Source organism: Rhizobium sp. FKL33 (assembly GCF_005222915.1).
Taxonomy (GTDB): domain Bacteria; phylum Pseudomonadota; class Alphaproteobacteria; order Rhizobiales; family Rhizobiaceae; genus Rhizobium_E.
The window spans coordinates 127,915-148,459 of sequence record NZ_STFX01000010.1 but is presented as its reverse complement, the minus strand read 5'-3'; the positions used below and the strand labels follow the sequence as shown (position 1 = coordinate 148,459).

The 20,545-nt window shown below is 61.7% G+C and carries 19 protein-coding genes; 11 read left to right on the top strand and 8 right to left on the bottom strand.

The genetic code is table 11. The features are described from left to right. Positions 1-2: 2 nt before the first annotated feature. From E8Q41_RS08250 to E8Q41_RS08225, 6 genes are all read right to left on the bottom strand, one after another. Positions 3-1,070: an ABC transporter ATP-binding protein gene (locus E8Q41_RS08250; RefSeq protein ID WP_137155049.1), complete on the bottom strand. Its 1,068-nt coding sequence runs from the start codon at positions 1,068-1,070 to the stop codon at positions 3-5. Continuing rightward, positions 1,067-1,894, bottom strand: coding sequence for a carbohydrate ABC transporter permease (locus E8Q41_RS08245; protein ID WP_137155048.1), 828 nt, complete (start codon positions 1,892-1,894; stop codon positions 1,067-1,069). The genes E8Q41_RS08250 and E8Q41_RS08245 overlap by 4 nt, the downstream gene beginning before the upstream one ends. Then, a complete protein-coding gene (locus tag E8Q41_RS08240) occupies positions 1,891-2,793 on the bottom strand; it encodes a sugar ABC transporter permease (protein ID WP_137155047.1) in 903 nt (300 codons plus the stop codon). Before E8Q41_RS08240 ends, E8Q41_RS08245 begins: the two co-directional genes overlap by 4 nt. Before the next feature lie 109 nt (positions 2,794-2,902). After that, on the bottom strand, positions 2,903-4,135 hold the full coding sequence (locus E8Q41_RS08235; protein ID WP_137155046.1) for a sugar ABC transporter substrate-binding protein: 1,233 nt from the start codon (positions 4,133-4,135) through the stop codon (positions 2,903-2,905). 62 nt (positions 4,136-4,197) lie between these two features. Continuing rightward, positions 4,198-5,100, bottom strand: a complete 903-nt coding sequence (locus E8Q41_RS08230; protein ID WP_137155045.1) for a sugar phosphate isomerase/epimerase — start codon at positions 5,098-5,100, stop codon at positions 4,198-4,200. Between the two features lie 4 nt (positions 5,101-5,104). Further along, entirely contained in the window at positions 5,105-6,142 is a 1,038-nt protein-coding gene (locus E8Q41_RS08225; RefSeq protein WP_137155044.1) for a Gfo/Idh/MocA family oxidoreductase, read from the bottom strand. Between the two features lie 127 nt (positions 6,143-6,269). On the opposite strand from E8Q41_RS08225, the gene E8Q41_RS08220 reads away from it, so the two are divergent. From E8Q41_RS08220 to E8Q41_RS08170, 11 genes are all read left to right on the top strand, one after another. After that, complete coding sequence (locus E8Q41_RS08220; protein ID WP_137155043.1) at positions 6,270-7,286, top strand: LacI family DNA-binding transcriptional regulator; 1,017 nt, start codon at positions 6,270-6,272, stop codon at positions 7,284-7,286. 69 nt (positions 7,287-7,355) lie between these two features. Beyond that, positions 7,356-8,309 carry a sugar-binding transcriptional regulator gene (locus E8Q41_RS08215; RefSeq protein WP_137155042.1) on the top strand — a complete coding sequence of 318 codons (954 nt, stop codon included), beginning with the start codon at positions 7,356-7,358 and terminating at the stop codon, positions 8,307-8,309. Positions 8,310-8,523: 214 nt separating this feature from the next. Beyond that, positions 8,524-9,834, top strand: coding sequence for a sugar ABC transporter substrate-binding protein (locus tag E8Q41_RS08210; RefSeq protein ID WP_137155041.1), 1,311 nt, complete (start codon positions 8,524-8,526; stop codon positions 9,832-9,834). Positions 9,835-9,965: 131 nt separating this feature from the next. Beyond that, on the top strand, positions 9,966-10,838 hold the full coding sequence (locus E8Q41_RS08205) for a sugar ABC transporter permease (protein WP_137155040.1): 873 nt from the start codon (positions 9,966-9,968) through the stop codon (positions 10,836-10,838). A 10-nt stretch (positions 10,839-10,848) separates the two neighbouring features. Further along, positions 10,849-11,673 carry a carbohydrate ABC transporter permease gene (locus E8Q41_RS08200; RefSeq protein WP_137155039.1) on the top strand — a complete coding sequence of 275 codons (825 nt, stop codon included), beginning with the start codon at positions 10,849-10,851 and terminating at the stop codon, positions 11,671-11,673. A 22-nt stretch (positions 11,674-11,695) separates the two neighbouring features. Beyond that, on the top strand, positions 11,696-12,697 hold the full coding sequence (locus E8Q41_RS08195) for an ABC transporter ATP-binding protein (RefSeq protein WP_137155038.1): 1,002 nt from the start codon (positions 11,696-11,698) through the stop codon (positions 12,695-12,697). Beyond that, positions 12,694-13,467 (top strand): L-iditol 2-dehydrogenase, encoded by a 774-nt coding sequence (locus tag E8Q41_RS08190; RefSeq protein WP_137155037.1) that lies wholly within the window; start codon positions 12,694-12,696, stop codon positions 13,465-13,467. Before E8Q41_RS08195 ends, E8Q41_RS08190 begins: the two co-directional genes overlap by 4 nt. A 31-nt stretch (positions 13,468-13,498) precedes the next feature. Next, positions 13,499-14,980, top strand: a complete 1,482-nt coding sequence (locus E8Q41_RS08185; protein WP_137155036.1) for a mannitol dehydrogenase family protein — start codon at positions 13,499-13,501, stop codon at positions 14,978-14,980. Further along, entirely contained in the window at positions 14,977-15,693 is a 717-nt protein-coding gene (locus E8Q41_RS08180) for an HAD family hydrolase (protein ID WP_137155035.1), read from the top strand. Before E8Q41_RS08185 ends, E8Q41_RS08180 begins: the two co-directional genes overlap by 4 nt. Then, entirely contained in the window at positions 15,686-17,263 is a 1,578-nt protein-coding gene (locus E8Q41_RS08175) for an FGGY-family carbohydrate kinase (protein ID WP_137155034.1), read from the top strand. Before E8Q41_RS08180 ends, E8Q41_RS08175 begins: the two co-directional genes overlap by 8 nt. Before the next feature lie 325 nt (positions 17,264-17,588). Next, positions 17,589-18,170, top strand: coding sequence for an NUDIX domain-containing protein (locus E8Q41_RS08170; protein ID WP_137155033.1), 582 nt, complete (start codon positions 17,589-17,591; stop codon positions 18,168-18,170). Between the two features lie 111 nt (positions 18,171-18,281). On the opposite strand, the gene E8Q41_RS08165 is transcribed toward E8Q41_RS08170, so the two are convergent. Both E8Q41_RS08165 and hutU read right to left on the bottom strand, forming a co-directional pair. After that, on the bottom strand, positions 18,282-18,839 hold the full coding sequence (locus tag E8Q41_RS08165; RefSeq protein WP_137155032.1) for a HutD family protein: 558 nt from the start codon (positions 18,837-18,839) through the stop codon (positions 18,282-18,284). After that, a complete protein-coding gene (hutU, locus tag E8Q41_RS08160; RefSeq protein WP_137155031.1) occupies positions 18,839-20,515 on the bottom strand; it encodes a urocanate hydratase in 1,677 nt (558 codons plus the stop codon). The genes E8Q41_RS08165 and hutU overlap by 1 nt, the downstream gene beginning before the upstream one ends. Positions 20,516-20,545 lie beyond the last annotated feature (30 nt).

The window sequence follows — 20,545 nt, the reverse complement described above, 5'->3', positions numbered from 1 at the left end:
CATCACACCCGCCGCCCGGTCTCCGGATCAAACAGATGCACCAGTTCCGGCTCGATCGTCAGCCGTAGGCTGTCGCCCGGTCGCACACGCTCCCTGCCCTGCTCCACCACGGTGATTTCACTCTGGCCGGAGCCGAGCACGATATAGGTCAGCGAGCCCGTGGATTCGATCAACGACACCGGCAGCGTAAGGCCGGCTTCCTCGCCATGCGCCACTTTCAGATGTTCGGGGCGAAGGCCAGCGAGCAGTTTGCGGCCTGGCTCGATGGGCTGCGCAACGGCGAGTTCAGGCGCGCCCGGCAGGTCGAGAACCACGCGACTGCCGCCGGCGCCCGTTGCGGTCACAAAATTCATCGCAGGCGAGCCGATGAAACCGGCGACGAAGCGGTTGGCGGGCCGGTCATAGAGCTCCAGCGGCGCGCCCTGCTGCTCAATCACCCCGTCTTTTAACACCACGACATGGTCGGCCATGGTCATCGCTTCGATCTGGTCATGCGTGACATAGACCGAGGTCGCGCCCAACCGGTCATGCAGCGCCCGGATTTCCTTGCGCATGGAGACGCGCAGGGCCGCATCGAGATTGGACAGAGGCTCGTCGAACAGGAAGGCCTTGGGATTGCGGATCACCGCGCGCCCCATGGCGACGCGCTGGCGCTGGCCCCCGGAAAGCTGGCGCGGATAGCGATCGAGAAGACCGGAAAGACCGGTGATCGCAGCCACCTCTGCGGCTTTGATCTTGGCGGCGGCCTTGTCCGTCCCACGCATACGCAGCGGATACATGAGGTTTTCCTCGACCGTCATATGCGGATAAAGCGCGTAGGACTGGAAGACCATGGCGATGTCGCGCTTGCGCGGCGGCGCATCGCGCATATCTTCGCCGGCGATAGTCATTCTGCCTTCGCTGATCTTTTCAAGACCGGCCAGCGACCGCAGCAGCGTGGATTTTCCGCAGCCCGAAGGGCCGACAAGCGCGACGAAACTACCCTTTTTGATTGCAAGATTGATGTTCTTCAACGCATGATAGGCGCCATAATGCTTGTTGACGCCTGTCAACTCGATTTGCGGGATCATTTGAGAGCTCCTGACGTGAGGCCGGACACGATGCGGCGCTGCAGAAGGACGAAAAGGGCGAGGATCGGCGTCACATACATCGTGGCGAAGGCCATGATATTGTTCCACTCATTGGTGTTCGGCCCCATGAAGGAATAGAGGCCCACACTCGCCGGTTGGTATTCGATCGCCTGGATGATCGACTTGGAATAGACGAATTCGCCGAAGGCCTGCATGAAGATCAGGATGGCTGAGACGAGGATGCCGTTTCGAGCGAGCGGCAGCACGATGTGGAAGAAGGCGCCGACGCGGGAATTGCCGTCGACCATCGCCGCCTCCTCGAGTTCGATCGGCACACTCATGAAAGTGGCGCGCACCAGAACCACGAAGAACGGCATGCTCTTGGCCGCGATCGCGATGATCACCGCGAGCCTGGGATAGTTGAGCATGCCGAGTTGCGAATAACCGACGAAGATCGGCGTGATCATCAACGAGGCGGGAAGGACCTGCAGCATCAGGATCAGGAACAAGCCGATATCGATCCAGACATTACGGTAGCGCGCCAGAACATAGGCGCAGCCTGCCCCGAGAATGGTGATCAGGATCACCGATCCAAACGCGATCAGCAGCGAGTTCCAGAGAAAATTGCCGACGCCACGCGAGGCCCACACCGCGCCATAGACGCCCCATTGCGGATCGGACGGCCAGAAGCTCGGCGGCGTCGCGAACATCGCCGAACCGGTCTTCAACGCGGTGATATACATCCAGTAGAGCGGAAAGAGGTAGATGGCCGCGAGGATCAACGCGATGACGAGCATCAGCCTGTTGCGAAAGGTTTCGCTCATCCCCGCACCTCCTGCCGCGTCGAGCGGACATAGATCACCGCCGCGATCATCACGAAGACGATCATGATCACCGATACGGTCGCGCCGCGGGCGAAATCATATTGCTTGAAGGACAAGTCCCAGGCCCAGTATTGCGCGACATTCGAGGAATTGTTGGGCCCGCCCGAGGTGATGCCGGCAAACAGGTCGAATTGCTGCAGGGTGAAGATCAGACCCAGCGAGATGATCGCGCCGATCGTCGAGCGCATCATCGGCAGCGTGATGGTGAAAAAGCGCTGGAAGACGCCGGCGCCATCGAGCTCGGCCGCCTCGTAGAGATCCTTCGGGATGCCGGACAACCCGACGGACAACAGGATCATGTTGAAGGACGTGCCGAGCCAGATATTGGCGAGGATCACCGCCCAGAGCGAATAATGCGGATCAGAGCGCCAGAAGATATTTCCGGAAATGACGCCCGCCTCGCGCAGGAAATAGTTCAGCACGCCGAAATCGCCGGAGAGAATCCAGTTCCAGATCGCGCCGACGACGAGGCCCGGCATGACCCAGGACACGAGAAACAGTCCGCGCAGCCAGCTCGAACCCGGAAAATCGTTCCAGAAGAACAGCGCCAGCCCGAAGCCGATCAGAAACTGGCCGGCGATCGAGGCGACGACGAAAACCGCCGTGTTGCGCAGGATCGGCCAGGTCTCCGGTTGGGAAAACAAGGCGATGTAATTCTTGAAGCCGACAAACGGCCGGATGAACGAGCCCAGGGAGAACATGTCGACTTCCTGGAAGCTCATGAGCACATTGTAGATCAGCGGCAGGCCGGACATGACGAACAGGAATCCGAGCGGCAGGGCCACAAGGCCGATGTCGAAGCCGCGTCCGTCGGTCAGGCTGGTGAGGAATCTCTTCATGGAACCCCGCGAAAACTAGCCGTCCTCGGGGCCGCCCGCCTCGGTCAAGCAAGACGGCCCCTTCGGGAGGAACGGGATTGGCTTCCTCCCGAGGAGGAAGCGCGTTTGGTTACCCGAGCACGGCCGAGATCTTCTCGGCGGCCTGATCGAGCGCGTCCTTCGGGCTCATCTGGCCGGTCAGGGCAGCCTGAATGGCGTCCTGGATCGCCTTGGAGATCTTCGGCCAGGCCGGATGCGGGCCGCGCGGCTGGGCGTATTTCAGCTGCTCGAGGAAGACCTTGAGCGCCTCGTCCTTGAGCGGCTTGCCGGTGGGCGCAATCACGATGTCGGAGCGAGCCGGCAGCTGGCCGTATTTCGCAAACATCTTGTCGTCCTGCGAGGCGAAATATTCCAGGACCTTGAAGGCTTCGTCGGGATGCTGGGTGTTCGAGAAGATCGCCCAGTTGAAATCGCCCATGGCCGAGGAACGCTGAGCGCCCGCTTCCGGAACCGGCAGCAGCGCCACGCCCCAGTCGAACTTGGCTTCCTCAAGCATGCGGTCGAGTTCCCAGGGACCGGAGATCGCCATCGCCGCATTGCCGGAATTGAAGGTGCCGGTGGAATCCCATTGACCGCGCGTCAAGCTGTCGGGAGACGCCAGCTTGTCGTCCATGATGGTCTTCCAGATTTCCAACGCCTTCACCGCGCCCGGGGCGTTGATCTGCTGGTAACCGCCGCCGCCCATCTGCGCCCAGGGCAGGAACTGGAAGGTCCCCTCCTCGCTTGCCTTGGCCGAGAAAGCCAGGCCGTAGACATTATTGGCCGGGTCCGTCAGCTTGCGGGCGTCCGCCACCAACTCGTCCCAGGTTTGCGGCGGCTTGTTGGGATCGAGTCCCTTCGCCTTGAACATATCCTTGTTGTAGTAGAGCGCGATCGTGTTGGTCGCCTTCGGCACGCCGAAATATTTGCCGTCCCACATCACCGACTTCAGCGGGCCGGGATAATAATTCTCGGGCTTGATCACCGTGGATTTGGCGATCCGGTCGGTCAGGTCGAGGAATGCGCCGCGCGACGAAAACATCGCATGTTCCGGATTGTCGACCGCGATGATGTCGGGCGCCTGACCGGTGGAATAAGCGCGCATGGCTTCGCTGACCACGTCGTCGAACTGGATCTGGCGATACTCCACCGTAATCCCGTTCTTGAGGTCGTTGAATTCCTTGACCAGATTGGGCGCCGGCTGGATGTCCTTGTCGAGCGACCAGACGGTGATCTTCACGTCTTCGGCATGGGCCGAAAGGCCGAGCGCTGACACCGATGCGAGCGCCAGCGCGCCCGCCATGAGAAATTTCCTGATACCCATGTTCTCCTCCATTCAGGTTCAGAGTGATCCGGGCGGCTTTCCTCCTCGCCGCCTGGGCATTCTCATTGCGGGTCGATGACGAAGTCGCCGCCCCGGCAATTCTTGAGATAGTTGAGCGCGTGGACCTGGCCGGTCATTTCCAGCGCGTCGCGATAGACCGGATCGTGCCAGCCTTCGATATCGATCGAACCGGACCAGCCGGCCAGACGCAGCTCCGAAATCACATCGGTCCAGTTGGTGTCGCCGAAGCCCGGCGTGCGCATGAAGACGAATTTCTCCTTGCCGAAAATGCCGTGTTCGCGGATTACGTCCCAGCGAATGGTGGCGTCCTTGCCGTGCACATGGAAAATTTTGGACGCCCATTTGCGGATCTGCGGCAGCGGATCGATCAGATAGACCATCTGATGGCAGGGCTCCCATTCCAGTCCGAGATTATCATCCGGCGTTTCGTTGAACATCAACTCCCAGGCGTCGGGATTATGGGCGATGTTCCAGTCGCCGCTCCGCCAATCGCCGTCCATGGCGCAATTCTCGAACGCGATCTTGACGCCCTTGTCGGCGGCGCGCTTCGCGAGTTCGCTCCAGACTTCCTTGTAGCGGGCCAAGCTGTCGGTCAGCGGCGTGTTGCGGATGCGGCCGGTGAAGCCTGCGACACAACTCGCGCCGAAATGATGGGCGTTGTCGATGCAGTCCTTCCAGCCCTGAAGCGTGATCTGGTCGATCTCGGTGGTCTCCAGCGGATTGCCGAACATGCCGAGCGTGGAGATGGTGATGTCGCGGTCGCCGATGGCGTCCTTGCAGCGCTTGCCGAGATCGGCCAGATCCTGGCCATTGGTGGTCTGCCAGAAAAAGGGTTCAAAGCTTTCGAAGCCCATATCGGCGATCTGGCCGATGCGCTCGGCCGCCTTGCCGCCGCTTGCGCTGACCATGGTGCCGACGCGGATCGATTTTGCCGGGTTGCTCATCATGCTACTCCTTGGAAATGACGACACGCTTGCCGCGCCGGGCGCTTTCGATGGCGGCGAACACCATGGAAAGGCTCTTGATATTGTCTTCGCCCGCCGTCTCCGGCGGCGTTCCGATTTCGATCGCCCGGATAAAGGCGGAGAGAACGCTGGCGTGGCCCTCGGTCTCCGTGAGATCCGGCGCGGCGGGCACGGAAATCTCCTCCTGATCGCGTAGGAAACCGTCATCGGAGGCCACCCGATGGGCGGAGAACTGATCGAGCCCGTCCCAGAGCAGCGTGCCCTTCTCGCCGGTAATGCGCCACTGGCTTTCCCAACTGGTGTTGGCGCCTTCCGCGCACCAGGAGCCGCGATAGGTGAAAGTCACGTCGTCGCTCATTTCGAAGATCGCAAAAGCCGAGGCGCCATGCGCATACCAGGAGCCGACAGGATTGGTCTCAAGGCAATAGACGGCCTTCGGCGTCTTGCCGGAGACGAAACGGGCGGCGTCGAAGGTGTGGATCGCCATGTCGAGCAGCAGGACATTGTCCATCTCGTCGCGAAAACCGCCGAAATGCGCGCCGATGAAGAAATCGCAATGCACGCCCGTGACCGCGCCGATCGCGCCGGACTCGACAAAGGCCTTCATCCGCCTGACGCCCGGAATGTAGCGCCGATTCTGCACGACGGCGTGGGTGAGGCCCTTCTTGCGGGCCTTGTGCACAAGGCTCTCGGCGTCCTTGATCGAGGTCGCCATCGGCTTTTCCGAGAGCACGTGGCAGCCATGGGCAAGGCCTGTCTTGACCACATCCTTGCGCGCTGGCGGCACGACCACGTCGAACAACAGATCGGCAGCCGTTTCGGAGAGAACGGCGTCAAGGTCCGAGCCGATCACGATGTCGGTCAAACCGAATTCCTCAGCCAGACTGCGGGCCACGCCTTCCTCGAGATCGACCAATCCAGCGATGGCGATCTTATCCTTGAGATCCTGGTGTTCGGCGATCGCGCGAAGCCAGCCTTTGGCCATAGCTCCGCACCCGCACAAAACGGCTGTGTATGTCACTGATTTCCTCCACCGACGGAAGCGAAACTCCTCTTTCGCGCTCCGTAAACGTTTACGATACTATTTACAGCAAGAGAGATTTGTCAATAGGATTTCCGTAAACGATCACGGAGCGCATCGAGACCGCATGACAGGCATCCGCCAACTCGCCGAGCATCTCAAGATTTCGATCGGCACCGTCTCTCGCGCCCTGAACGGCAAGCCGGACGTCAATCCCGAAACCCGAAAGCGTGTGCTCGACGCCGCCGAGCGACTGGGCTACGTGGCCAATCAATCGGGCCGGGCGCTGAGGAAGGGTGAGACGGGCGTCATCGGCTTCATGATGCAGACCGGGCCCGAGATCACCGGCCGGGGCGACACGTTTTTCATGAGCGTCTTCGACGGCGTCCAGACGGTGCTCGCCCGGCACAGCCTCGATCTCGTGGCGATGCTCTGTTCGTCGGAGGAAGATCCGGACGAATATCTCAAGCGCATGGTGGCCCGCGGCTTCGCCGATGGCGTGATCCTGTCGGCCACCCGCAGGCACGAGGCCCGCTTCGAATACCTTGCGAGGCGCAACATCCCCTTCATCACGCTCGGGCGAAGCCTGACGGATGTCGACCAGCCCTGGATCGATCTCGATTTCGAAGGCATGGCGGAGCGGTCTGTGCGGCGCATGGTCGAGCGTGGAAAACGCGATCTGGCCTTCGTTTGGCCGCATGGCGATCTCAATCTCGGCTATGTCTATATCGAGCGCTGCCGCGCCGTGCTTGCCGAATATGGCCTCGATCTGCCCGACGCGCGGATCTTCCACGCCGCCGCCAGCGAAAAAGGCGGCTATGACGTGGCAAGCCAGATCCTCAAGGCGGAAAAGCGCCCTGATGGCGTGCTGCTGGTCAGCGAGTCCATCGCGCTCGGCCTTTATCGGGGCCTCGCGGAAGTCGGCCTTTACCCCGGCCGCGACATTGCGGTCATCGGCATGCGCAGCCCGCAGGCCGAGTTCCTGGCCCCGAGCCTGACCTATTTCGATCTGTCGCTGCGCGATCTCGGGGCGGCACTGGCGGAAAGCCTGCTGGCCGCCATGCCCGCCTATCGCGAGCACTATCCCGAAGCGCCGCGACGCCAGCTTTGGCCGATGAGCTTCGTGGAAGGCGAGAGCGGCTGAAGATATTTGACAGGTCGTCAGAAACTTGGCAGCACATGGCCGACAGGCTGATAGGCAGGCAGAGAGATCATGGCGAAGCGACCGGACAGTCAGGGACGTCTAGATGAAGCGGCGCGCGCCGGCTGGCTCTATTATGTCGCCGGCCGCACCCAGGACGAGATCGCCGCGATCATGAGCATCTCGCGACAGAGTGCACAACGCCTGATTTCACTCTCGGTGGCGGAGAAGCTGGTCAAGGTCCGGCTCGATCACCCCATCGCCGCTTGTCTAGAATTTGCCGAGGCCATCAAGGACCGCTATGGCCTGAAGCAGGTCGAGGTGGTGCCCAGCGATCCGGATGCGGGAAACACACCGCTTGGCGTCGCCGAAGCCGGCGCCGCCGAGCTCGAACGCTGGCTCAAGCGCAGCGAACCGCAGGTCATCGCCATGGGCACAGGCCGCACGCTGCGCGCCGTGATCGACCAGCTTTCGCCGATGGACTGTCCGCAACACAAGATTGTATCGCTCACCGGCAATATCAGCCCGGACGGATCGGCCGCCTATTTCAACGTCATCTTCTCGATGGCCGATGCGGTGAAGGCGCCGCATTTCCCGATGCCGCTGCCGGTCATCGTCTCCTCGCGGAATGAACGCGACCTGATGCACAGCCAGCCGCTGATGGCCACCACCATCGATCTCGGCAAACATTCCGACGTCACCTTTGTCGGCATCGGCGAAATGGCGCTGAACGCGCCGTTGCTCGTCGACGGTTTCCTGAAGCAGGGCGAGATGGAAGACTTGCTCGCCGCAGGCGCGGTGGGCGAGATCTGCGGCTGGATCTTCGGGCCGGACGGCGCTCTTCTCGACCACCCGGTCAACGACCGCGTCGCCAGCCTGCCGATCCCCTCCCGCGAGGCCTCGACGGTCATCGGTCTGGGGCGCGGCGCCCGCAAGCACAAGGCGATCAAGGCGGCCGTTCTGGGCGGCAAGATCAACGGCTTGATCACCGACGAAGACGCCGCGCGGATGCTGCTCGCCGACTGATCGGCGCTTCCCCTTCCCTTCCCGCTTCATCTGCCTGCGTCCGCCATTGTCAGAGGCGAACCATCAGTAGCTATTTTTATATCAATATTTTCAATTGTTTGCAGCGCCGTTTCGGCGCTGCAAAAAAGATTCCCTATTGACAGTTTTCGGGGCGAAGTGAATATCTGCCCATGAGCATGGCATTTGCTCAAGTTTCTCTTCTGGGAGGAAGACCATGAACCTGAAGACTTTCCTGCTGGGCGCAAGCTCGGCCCTGGCGATGTTTGGCCTCGCGAACGCCGAGACGCTGACGATCGCCACCGTCAACAATGGCGACATGATCCGCATGCAGAAGCTGACGGACGATTTCACCAAGAAAAACCCCGGCATCGAACTGAACTGGGTGACGCTCGAAGAAAACGTTCTGCGCGAACGCGTGACCACCGATGTCGCCACCAAGGGCGGTCAGTATGACGTGATGACCATCGGCACCTATGAAGCCCCGATCTGGGCCAAGCAGGGCTGGCTCGTCGCGCTCGACAATCTCGGCGCCGACTACGATGTCGACGACCTGCTTCCCGCCATCCGCGGCGGCCTGACCGTGGACGGCAAGCTCTATGCCGCGCCTTTCTACGGCGAAAGCTCGATGGTCATGTATCGCAAGGACCTGATGGAAAAGGCCGGGTTGACGATGCCCGACGCCCCGACCTGGGACTTCATCGCCGACGCTGCCCGGAAGATGACCGATCGCGCCACCGGCGTGAACGGCGTCTGCCTGCGCGGCAAGGCCGGCTGGGGCGAAAACATGGCCTTCCTGACGGCCATGTCCAACTCCTTCGGCGCACGCTGGTTCGACGAAAACTGGAAGCCGCAGTTCGACCAGCCGGAATGGAAGAACACGCTCGACTTCTATGTGAAGCTGATGAACGACGCCGGGCCGCAGGGCGCGTCCTCCAACGGCTTCAACGAAAATTTGGCGCTGTTCCAGCAGGGCAAATGCGGCATGTGGATCGACGCGACCGTCGCCGCATCCTTCGTGTCCGACCCCAAGGCCTCCACCGTCGCCGACAAGGTCGGCTATGCGCTGGCTCCCGACAACGGTCTCGGCAAGCGCGGCAACTGGCTCTGGGCCTGGAACCTGGCGATCCCCGCCGGCTCCCAGAAGGTCGAAGCGGCCGAGAAGTTCATCGCCTGGGCGACCGGCAAGGACTATCTGAAGCTCGTGGCCGACAAGGAAGGTTGGGCCAACGTTCCCCCGGGCACGCGCACCTCGCTCTATGAAAACCCGGAATACCAGAAGGCCGCGCCATTTGCGAAGATGACGCTCGACTCCATCAACGCGGCCGATCCGACCAAGCCGACCGTCAAGCCGGTTCCTTATGTCGGCGTGCAGTTCGTGGCCATTCCTGAATTCCAGGGTCTCGGCACGACCGTCGGTCAGTTGTTCTCGGCAGCGCTTGCCGGCCAGATGAGCGTCGATGACGCGCTGGCCCAGGCTCAGCAGGTGTCCGAACGCGAAATGACCCGCGCCGGCTACATCAAGTAATCCACGGGCCCCCAGGCCTGACCTTGCTGCCCGGCCCCTCCGGGCAGCCTTTTTCCAAGAACAATTCCGCGCTCAAGCGCGACATTCATTGACTCGGCAATTCACCATCCGGCTGCTCAGGGGAGGAAACGATGGCGACGCAACAGACGAGAACGCTCGCGCGCGCAATGATGGCTCCGTCCGTGGGGCTGCTGTTGATCTGGATGATCGTGCCTCTGGCGATGACGCTGTGGTTCTCCTTCCAGAACTACAACCTGCTCAACCCGGCCAATGTCGGTTTCACCGGCCTGTTCAACTATCGCTTCTTCTATACCGACCCGGCCTTCTTCCAGTCGATCTACAACACGCTCGTGCTGGTCGGCGGCGTGCTGCTGATCACCGTCATCGGCGGTATTCTCATCGCGCTGCTGCTGGATCAGGAGATCTGGGGCCAGGGTCTCGTCCGCATCATGGTGATCTCGCCCTTCTTCGTCATGCCGCCGGTTGCCGCGCTGGTGTGGAAAAACATGATCATGCATCCCGGCTATGGCGTGCTCGCCGACATCAATCGTTCGCTCGGTTTCCAGCCTGTCGATTGGTTTGCCCAATATCCGCTGTTTTCGATCATCATCATCGTAGCCTGGCAGTGGCTGCCGTTTGCGACGCTGATCCTGCTGACCGCGCTGCAATCGCTCGACGGCGAGCAGAAGGAAGCCGCCGAAATGGACGGCGCCGGCGTCTGGAGCCGCTTCATCTATCTGGTGCTGCCGCATCTCTCGCGCGCCATCACGGTGGTCATCCTGATCCAGACCATCTTCTTGCTCGGCGTCTATGCGGAAATCCTCGTCACCACCAATGGCGGTCCCGGCTACGCCTCCACCAATATCGCCTTCCTGATCTATCGCACCGCGCTGCTGGGCTATGACGTGGGCGGGGCCTCCGCGGGCGGCATCATCGCCGTCATCCTCGCCAATATCGTCGCCTTCTTCCTGATGCGCGCCGTCGGCAAGAACCTGGATAAGTAAGGAGAGACCCATGGCCCGCGCCGTTTCCACCCGCCGCAAAGCCGTCTTCACTCTCGCCGCCTGGGCGGTGGCGCTGTTGATCTTCTTTCCGATCCTCTACACGCTGATCACCTCGATCAAGACCGAGAACGAGGCGATCCAGGGCTTCAGCCTGATCCCATCGGGAACCTTCGAAAATTATGTCGAGGTCCAGACCCAACGGGATTACTTCAAGCCTTTCATGAATTCGGTGATCCTGTCGGTCGGCTCGACGATCCTTGCGCTGCTGGTCGCGGTTCCCGCCGCCTGGTCGATGGCCTTCGCGCCAACCAGCAAGACCAAGGACATCCTGATGTGGATGCTGTCCACCAAGATGATGCCGGCGGTCGCCGTGCTCGTGCCGATCTATCTGCTCTTCCGCGACTTCGGTCTGCTCGACAGCCGCATCGGCCTGACGGTCATGCTGATGTTGATCAACCTGCCGATCGTGGTCTGGATGCTCTACACCTATTTCCGGGAAATTCCGGGCGAGATCCTCGAAGCCGCCCGCATGGATGGCGCAACCCTCTGGGGCGAGATCGTGCATGTGCTGACGCCGATGGCGGTGCCGGGCATCGCCTCCACCATGCTGCTCAACATCATCCTGGCCTGGAATGAAAGCTTCTGGTCGATCCGGCTGACCACCACCAACGCCGCGCCTCTGACTGCCTTCATCGCCTCATTCTCGAGCCCGCAAGGCCTGTTCTGGGCAAAGCTCTCGGCAGCGTCTACGCTCGCCATCGCCCCCATCCTGATCATGGGATGGTTCTCGCAAAAACAACTGGTGCGCGGCCTGACCTTCGGCGCGGTGAAATAAGAAACTAAGGGGAGACATCACCATGGGCACGATCCAACTCAAGAAGGTCAATAAGTCCTTCGGCGCGACCACGGTCATTCCGAGCATCGACCTCTCCATCGAAAACGGCGAGTTCGTCGTTTTCGTCGGCCCCTCCGGCTGCGGCAAGTCCACGCTCCTGCGGCTGATCGCCGGTCTCGAAGACACCACGTCCGGCCATATCGAAATCGACGGCAAGGATGTCACCAAGACGCCTCCCGCCAAGCGGGGTCTGGCCATGGTGTTCCAATCCTATGCGCTCTATCCGCATATGAGCGTCTACAAGAACATCGCTTTCCCGTTGAAGATGGCCGGCATGACGCCCGACGCCATCGACAAGAAGGTCAAGGACGCCGCGCGCATTCTCAATCTCACCAACTATCTCGAACGCCGGCCCGGCCAGCTTTCGGGCGGCCAGCGCCAGCGCGTCGCCATCGGCCGCGCCATTGTCCGCGAACCCTCGGCCTTCCTGTTCGACGAGCCCTTGTCCAACCTGGATGCGGCGCTGCGCGGCTCGATGCGGCTGGAGATTTCCGAGCTGCACCAGCAGCTTGGGGCCACGATGATCTATGTGACGCATGACCAGGTCGAGGCGATGACCATGGCCGACAAGATCGTCGTGCTGCAGGCCGGCAATATCGAGCAGGTCGGCTCGCCGATGGACCTCTACAACAGGCCGGACAATCTGTTCGTGGCCGGCTTCATCGGCTCGCCGCGCATGAATTTCGTCACCGGCGAAGCAGCCGGCCCGCATGGCGCGCATACGATCGGCATCCGCCCCGAACATGTCAGGCTATCCACCACCGAAGGCCTGTGGAAGGGCAAGGTCGGCGTCACCGAACATCTGGGCTCCGACACATTCCTCCATATCCATACCGAAAAGGCCGGCAGCCTGACGGTGCGCGCCGATGGCGACACCACATTCCGGCATGGGCATGAAGTCTATCTCTCGCCCGACGAACGCCGAATTCACCGCTTCAATGACAAGGGAATGGCAATCCGATGAAAAGACTGGACGGCAAATCGGCCCTGATCACGGGCTCCGCGCGCGGCATCGGCCGCGCCTTCGCCAAGGCCTATATCCGCGAGGGCGCAACCGTCGCCATCGCCGACATCAATCTCGAACGCGCTGAGCAGACCGCATCGGAACTCGGCGCCTCCGCCTACGCCATCGGTATGGACGTGACCGACCAGGCTTCGATCGATGCGGCGATCGCCGCGGTCGAGGCGAAGACCGGCGGCCTCGACATCCTCATCAACAATGCGGCGTTGTTCGATCTCGCGCCCATCGTCGAGATCACTCGCCAGAGCTACGACACGCTGTTTTCCATCAATGTCGCGGGTTCGCTCTTCACGCTGCAGGCGGCGGCGAAATCGATGATCAAGCGCGGCAAGGGCGGCAAAATCATCAATATGGCGAGCCAGGCCGGCCGTCGCGGCGAAGCTTTGGTCGCGGTCTATTGCGCCACCAAGGCCGCGATCATCTCGCTCACCCAGTCGGCCGGTCTCGATCTCATCAAATACCGCATCAACGTCAACGCCATCGCGCCGGGCGTGGTGGACGGAGAGCATTGGGACGGCGTGGATGCGCTGTTCGCCAAGCACGAAAACCGCCCGCTGGGCGAGAAGAAGAAGCTCGTCGGAGACTCCGTGCCCTTCGGGCGCATGGGGCGCGCCGAGGATCTGACCGGCATGGCGGTGTTTCTGGCCTCTTCCGAGGCCGATTACATCGTTGCGCAAACCTACAATGTCGATGGCGGCAACTGGATGAGCTGAGGCTCCCAGACCCCAGGATCGGAGACTGCCCATGACCAAACTCTCGCTCGCCAATCTCCAAACGCTTTCGGCCAATGCCGGGGTTCCCCGCTATCGCCGCAAAGATCTTTCGGCCGGCATCGTGCATTTCGGCGTGGGCAATTTCCATCGCGCCCATATGGCCGTCTATCTCCATGAGCTGATGAACGAGGGCAAGGCGCTCGATTTCGCCATCATCGGCGCCGGTGTCATGGCCTCCGACGCCAAGATGAAGGCGACGCTTCAAGCCCAGGATTATCTGACGACCGTCGTCGAACAGGACGTCAACCGCTCTGCAGCCACGATCACCGGCCCGATGATCGACATCGTTACCGCACCGGATTTCGACCGCATCATCGAGACGCTCGCCGATCCCAAGATCCGCATCGTGTCGATGACCATCACCGAAGGCGGCTATTTCATCGATCCCGCCACCGGCAAGTTCGACCCGAAGCACCCGGCGATCGTCGCCGACGCCGCTGACCCCGGTCATCCCAAAACCGTGTTCGGCCTGATCATCGCCGGGCTCAAGGCGCGTCGCGCCAAGGACGTTCCGGCTTTCACCGTGATGTGCTGCGACAATATTCCAGGCAATGGCGAAGTGACTGAGGCGACCGTCACCGGCCTCGCCAAGCTGTCCGATCCGGATTTCGCCCACTGGATCCATGAACACGTCGCCTTCCCCAACTCCATGGTCGACCGCATCACACCGGCGACCGGGCAGCGGGAAATCGACATCGCCCGCGACGCCTATGGCGTCGAAGACGGCTGGCCGGTGTTCTGCGAGGAGTTCAAGCAATGGGTAATGGAGGATAACTTCCCCCTCGGCCGCCCCGCTTTCGAAGATGTCGGTGCGACCTTCGTGGCTGATGTCGCCCCTTACGAGCTGATGAAATTGCGCATCCTCAATGGCGGCCATGCGGCGATCGCCTATCCTGCCGCATTGATGGACCTTCACTTCGTCCATGAAGCGATGGAGAATGAGCTCATCCGCGCCTTCCTCGCCAAACTCGAGCATGACGAGATCATTCCCGTCGTTCCGCCGGTGCCGAACACCAGCCTCAGCGATTATTTCGACCTGATCGAGCGTCGTTTCGCCAATCCCAAGATCGGCGACACCATTCCGCGTCTCGCCCAGGACGGCTCCAATCGCCAGCCGAAATTCATCCTGCCGTCCACCAGTGATCGCCTCACCAAGGGCCTTGACGTCGTCGGTCTGGCGCTCGTGTCCGCGCTGTGGTGCAGATATTTCGAAGGTGTGTCGGACAGCGGCACGGCCATCGTGTTCAACGATGCGAGCGCCGAGAGATTGCAGGCTGCCGCGCTCGCTTCGCGCCAAGATCCAAAAGCCTTTCTTGCGCTCGGCGATATTTTCGGCGATGTGGGTGTAAACCCGCAATTCGTCGCCCGCTTCGGTCAGGCGCTCGCAAGTCTGCGGGACAGAGGCGCGGCGGCGACTTTGACCGCCTATCTTGACGGGACGCTTGGCGGGTGACGACACAGGAACATGGCGGCGATTGGTTAGTCATCTTCGATTGCGACGGGGTTCTCGTCGATAGCGAGCCGATCGCGCTCGACGTCCTGCGCGACATGCTGGCCGAGGAAGGCGTCGCGCTCGACGCCGACGCGATCTCGGATCGCTTTCTCGGTCGAAGCCTGTCCTCCATGACGGCCCTCATTCGCCAGGAATTCGGCGTGGCTTTGCCGGAGGGTTTCCCGGACCGGATGCGCAAACGGCTGTTCGTGCGTTTCGAAGCGGAGCTGCAGCCGATCCCGGCGATAGCCGAGACGCTGGATGCGCTGGCCTCTGCCGGATTCTTCTACTGCGTCGCCTCGTCCAGCCAGCCCGAGCGGATCGCCAAGAGCCTTGAGGTAACCGGGCTTTACAACCGCTTTTCTCCGCGTATTTTCAGCGCCACCATGGTGGCGCGCGGCAAGCCCGCGCCGGATCTCTTTCTCCATGCAGCGGCTCGACTGGGCTTTCCCCCCGAACGCAGCATCGTGATCGAGGATAGTCCCGCGGGAATTCAGGCGGCGCGCGCAGCCGGCATGACGGTCTTCGCTTTTTCCGGCGGCTCGCATGCCAGCAGCGAGAGTTACCACGCCGCCATCAAATCGCTCGAACCCGATCAGCGATTTGACGCCATGGGCGATTTGCTGCACCTTGCCGAGCAGGCGAGGAGAGCGAAAGACGGCATTGATGGGTGAACATGTCATCGCGGTGGATGTGGGCACCGGCAGCGCGCGCGCCGGCGTCTTCGATCTCGCCGGACGGCAATTGGCGCGGGCGGTGACGCCCATCGGGCTCAATCGACCACAACCGCTGCATTATGAGCAGGACAGCGAAGAGATCTGGAAAGCCGTCTGTCAATCCGTGCGTGATGCGCGGCTGACATCCGGTCTCGCCCCCGACGATATCGCCGCGATCGGCTTCGACGCCACATGCTCTCTGGTGACGAGGACCAGCGACGGGAGACCGATATCTATCTCCGCATCCGGAAACGGCTCCTTCGACACCATGCTCTGGATGGATCACCGCGCCCGCGCAGAAGCGGCGGAGTGCTCGCTTGCCGATGATCCTGTCGTCATGCGCTTCGGCGGCAGGCTTTCGCCGGAAATGCAGGCTCCGAAACTTCTCTGGTTGAAACGACATCTGCCCGAAGCCTGGGCGCAAGCCGGCCAGATCTTCGATCTCTGCGACTATCTCACCTGGCGCGCCACCGGTTCCTCCGCCCGTTCGCACTCGCCGCTCGCTTCGAAATGGGGATATGACCCCACAGCGCCCGGCGCGCGGCCGGACGATTTCTATCGCCGCATCGGCCTTTCCGATCTTGCCGAAAAAGCAGGAGTTCCAGAGAAGTCTACGCGCCCGAGCCAAATCATCGGAGGACTGAGCGAGACTGCTTCGAATGAACTCGGCCTCGGCCGCGCCTGCCTCGTTGCGACCGGTCTCATCGACGCCTATGCCGGCGCGGTCGGCGTATTCGCGTCCGAAGACGGCGAGAATTTCGACCGCAAGGCCGCACTCATTGCCGGAACATCGAGTTGCGTGATCCGCTTCGATCGCGAGCCGCAGACAAAGGCTGGATGCTGGGGTGGGTTTCGTGATGTCGCCTTACCTGATCTCTGGCTCATGGAAGCCGGACAATCCGCATCGGGCGCGCTGCTCGATCATCTGGTCCGCATGCATCCCGCTGCTCGAGGCGCATCGCCGCCATCTCCTATGTTCCTTCTGGATGCGATAGCGGACAGACTTGTAGTGGAAGGCCCAGCCTACGGCGCTCCCTTGACCGTGCTGCCTGATTTCCACGGCGCGCGATCTCCGGTCACCGACCCGGAACTCACCGGAACCCTGGCGGGACTGACGCTCGACGAAAGCTTCGAAAGCCTCTGCAAATTGTTCTGGCGGGCCTGTGTCGGCCTGGCCTGCTCGATCCGCGACAGCCTGGCCAACATGCCGGGAAGCGATCGGATCGACACGTTGTTGATGGCCGGCGGCTTTGTGAACCATCCGCTCATCCCGACCCTCTACGCCAATGTCACAGGCAAAACGGTGGTTACCGAGGCCAATAGAGATTCGATTCTGTTCGGTTGCGCATTGCACGCAATGCGCGCTGCAAATATGCGTCCAATCTTCGACAATCGATCAGCGACTTATCCTGACGGACGTCAGGTCATCATTCCAGATCCCAACGCCCTGCGGCTTCACGAACGCGATTACGCCGCCTATCTCGCCATGAAGAGGCATCGCGCTGAGCTCATGGCGATCTACGCTTGAGGGCTCGCGCCGCGTTCGATTTAGGAAATGGCCTCTTGTGAAATAGCGCCAGATCCCGTCGACAGCGCTGCGTTCGAACACTCCGTCGATCGCTTCGCGCGCAATCGGTTGCGAAAGCGATTTTTGCATCTTGCGATTCCTGAAAGACGCGATAGATTATCCATTAACAACTGCTTAACCATCTCGCCACTGTCCACAATTCGCGCCGGAGCCCTTTCCGAGGCGACCGCGAGGCTGTGCGCAGGCGAAAGCGGCCGCCCGTGCGTGAAGCGCGGAGGAGCGGGCGGCCGCACCAACTTTCACTTTCCAACCAGTCAAATAAGAGATGGCCGGTGTGACCAAAAGGGCGCGCGACCTGCCCTTGGGCGATCAAGGGCAATTTTCTGTTGCGAAGCGCGGCATTGAACCGCTAAGTCCGGTATTGTCTAATCAGATAGACATTAGCGCAAGGATTCGTGTGCATAGCTATCTCTCCACACTTGCCCCGTGGACCCGCGATATACGCGACGGCCGGCTGGTCGAACAGGCCGCGGCGCTCTGTCTGCGCGCCGATGGCGAAGGCAAGACCGAAGTCTTGCTGGTGACCAGCCGCGATTCCAAGCGCTGGGTGCTGCCGAAAGGCGCGGTTGAAAAGAAGGAAAGAAGCGGACAGGCTGCCGCCCGGGAAGCCTTTGAGGAAGCGGGCGTTTCAGGCGTGGTGCAAGCGAAGCCCTTGGGACGCTATGTCTATGTCAAACCGAAGGAAGGCGTGGTTTGCCTGGTGGCGGTTCACCGCATCGTCGTCGACAGATATTCCGAACTGTTTTCGGAAACAGGGCAACGGATCGCCGAATGGGTGCCCATTCTCGAAGCGGCCCGGCGCGTGGATGAGCCGGAACTGAAGAGCCTGATCGCCTCGCTGGCCTGAGCTGCGCGCTCCGTTATCGCGAAAGAAGCCGAACTTCCGCAAGCCTGAAGTCGAAACAATCGCGGCGGCGGAGACCACGAGAGGCTCCAGCCCGTCACCCTGTCAGGATCGTCAGACGGACGACCGCTCAGCCGGGGTGATTTCGATCTTCAGCACCTCGCCCTCGCCTTCGACCATCACGGCTTCGCCCTTTTCCAGGCGGATGACGTCCCATTGGGAGACTTCCCTCCCCTCCACCGCCAGTCCGCCATGCAGGACGACGAGAAAGGTGAGGCTCGCCGCAGTCGTCAACCCCGCCGGACGCCGTGAAACACAGTGAGCAAAGACGCCGCAACGGGTCATGACGTTGAAATCCACCGTTGCTCCGCCATGATTTCGGCTGGAAATGACGAGATCGCCGGAAAACGAAAACGGCTCGCCGGAAATCTGCAATTTGACGCTCTCGTCGGGCAGATCGAGCGTCATGCCATTGCCGGAGAGCAGGGTTATCGTCCGGTCGATCCCCGGAAAGACCGAGAACGGCCCATCCTCCGCCACATGCGCGATGGACAGGCGCCAGCCGAACTCATCGAGCGCCGCGCCCTCTGGAAAGGACGCGACCTCTTCCGTCACGCCCTTGCCGTTCTTCCACGGCATTTTCCGATAGTCGTCCCGCCGGAGGATGCGCATCAGTTGCCCAGAATGCCAGGCAGGCGCAGACCCTTGTCGGCCGCGCAATCCAGCGCGATGTCATAGCCGGCATCGGCGTGACGCATGACGCCGGTCGCCGGGTCGTTCCAGAGAACACGCTCCAGCCGGCGCGCTGCGTCATCCGTGCCGTCGGCGCAGATCACCATGCCCGAATGCTGGGAATAGCCCATGCCGACCCCGCCGCCGTGATGCAGCGACACCCAGGTCGCGCCCGAGGCGCAGTTGAGCAGCGCGTTGAGCAGCGGCCAATCTGAGACCGCATCCGAACCATCCTTCATCGCTTCGGTTTCGCGGTTCGGCGAGGCGACCGAACCGGAATCGAGGTGATCCCGGCCGATGACGACGGGCGCCTTGAGTTCGCCGTTACGCACCATTTCGTTAAAAGCGAGGCCGAGTTTGTGGCGATCGCCCAAGCCGACCCAGCAGATACGCGCCGGCAGGCCCTGGAAGGCGATGCGCTCACGCGCCATGTCCAGCCAGTTATGCAGATGCTTGTTGTCCGGCAGCAGTTCCTTGACCTTGGCGTCGGTCTTGTAGATGTCTTCCGGATCGCCCGATAGGGCAGCCCAGCGGAACGGGCCGATGCCGCGGCAGAACAGCGGACGGATATAGGCCGGCACGAAGCCCGGGAAAGCAAAGGCGTTTTCAAGCCCTTCGTCCTTGGCGACCTGGCGGATATTGTTGCCGTAATCGAGCGTCGGCACGCCCATGTTCCAGAAGTCGACCATAGCCTGGACATGCACCTTCATCGAGGCGCGGGCGGCCTTCTCGACCGATTTGGGATCGCTCTCCTGCTTGGCGCGCCATTCGGCGACTGTCCAGCCGGCTGGAAGATAGCCGTTGATCGGATCATGGGCGGAGGTCTGGTCGGTTACGATATCCGGGCGGACGCCGCGGCGCACGAGTTCGGGGAAAATATCGGCGGCGTTGCCGATCAGGCCCACCGATTTCGCCTCGCCCGCCTTGGTCCACTGGTCGATCAGTGCGAGCGCCTCGTCCAGCGTATGCGCCTTGGCGTCGAGATAGCGGGTGCGGAGCCGGAAATCGACGCGAGTTTCATCGCATTCGACCGCCAGGCAGCAAGCGCCGGCCATGACGGCGGCGAGCGGTTGGGCGCCGCCCATGCCGCCGAGGCCGCCGGTCAATATCCATTTACCCGTCAGATTGCCGTCGTAATGCTGGCGACCGGCTTCGACGAAGGTTTCATACGTGCCCTGCACAATGCCCTGGGTGCCGATATAGATCCAGGAGCCCGCAGTCATCTGGCCATACATGGCCAGGCCGCGCTTATCGAGCTCGTTGAAATGGTCCCAGGTCGCCCAATGCGGCACGAGATTGGAGTTGGCGATCAGCACGCGCGGCGCATCCTTATGCGTGCGGAACACACCCACAGGTTTGCCGGATTGCACCAGAAGCGTCTCGTCTTCGTTCAGATCCCTGAGCGTCGCGACGATTTTGTCGAAGTCATCCCAGGTGCGGGCGGCGCGGCCTATGCCGCCATAGACGACGAGTTCATGCGGCCGCTCGGCGACGCCGGGATCGAGATTGTTCATCAGCATGCGCAGCGGCGCTTCGGTCATCCAGCCCTTGGCTGTCAGTTCCGTGCCGGTGGCGGCCCGGACGTCGCGGATATTGTGACGGGGATTGGCGGTCATGTCGGTTCCCTCTGTTCGTGTATTGGAAAA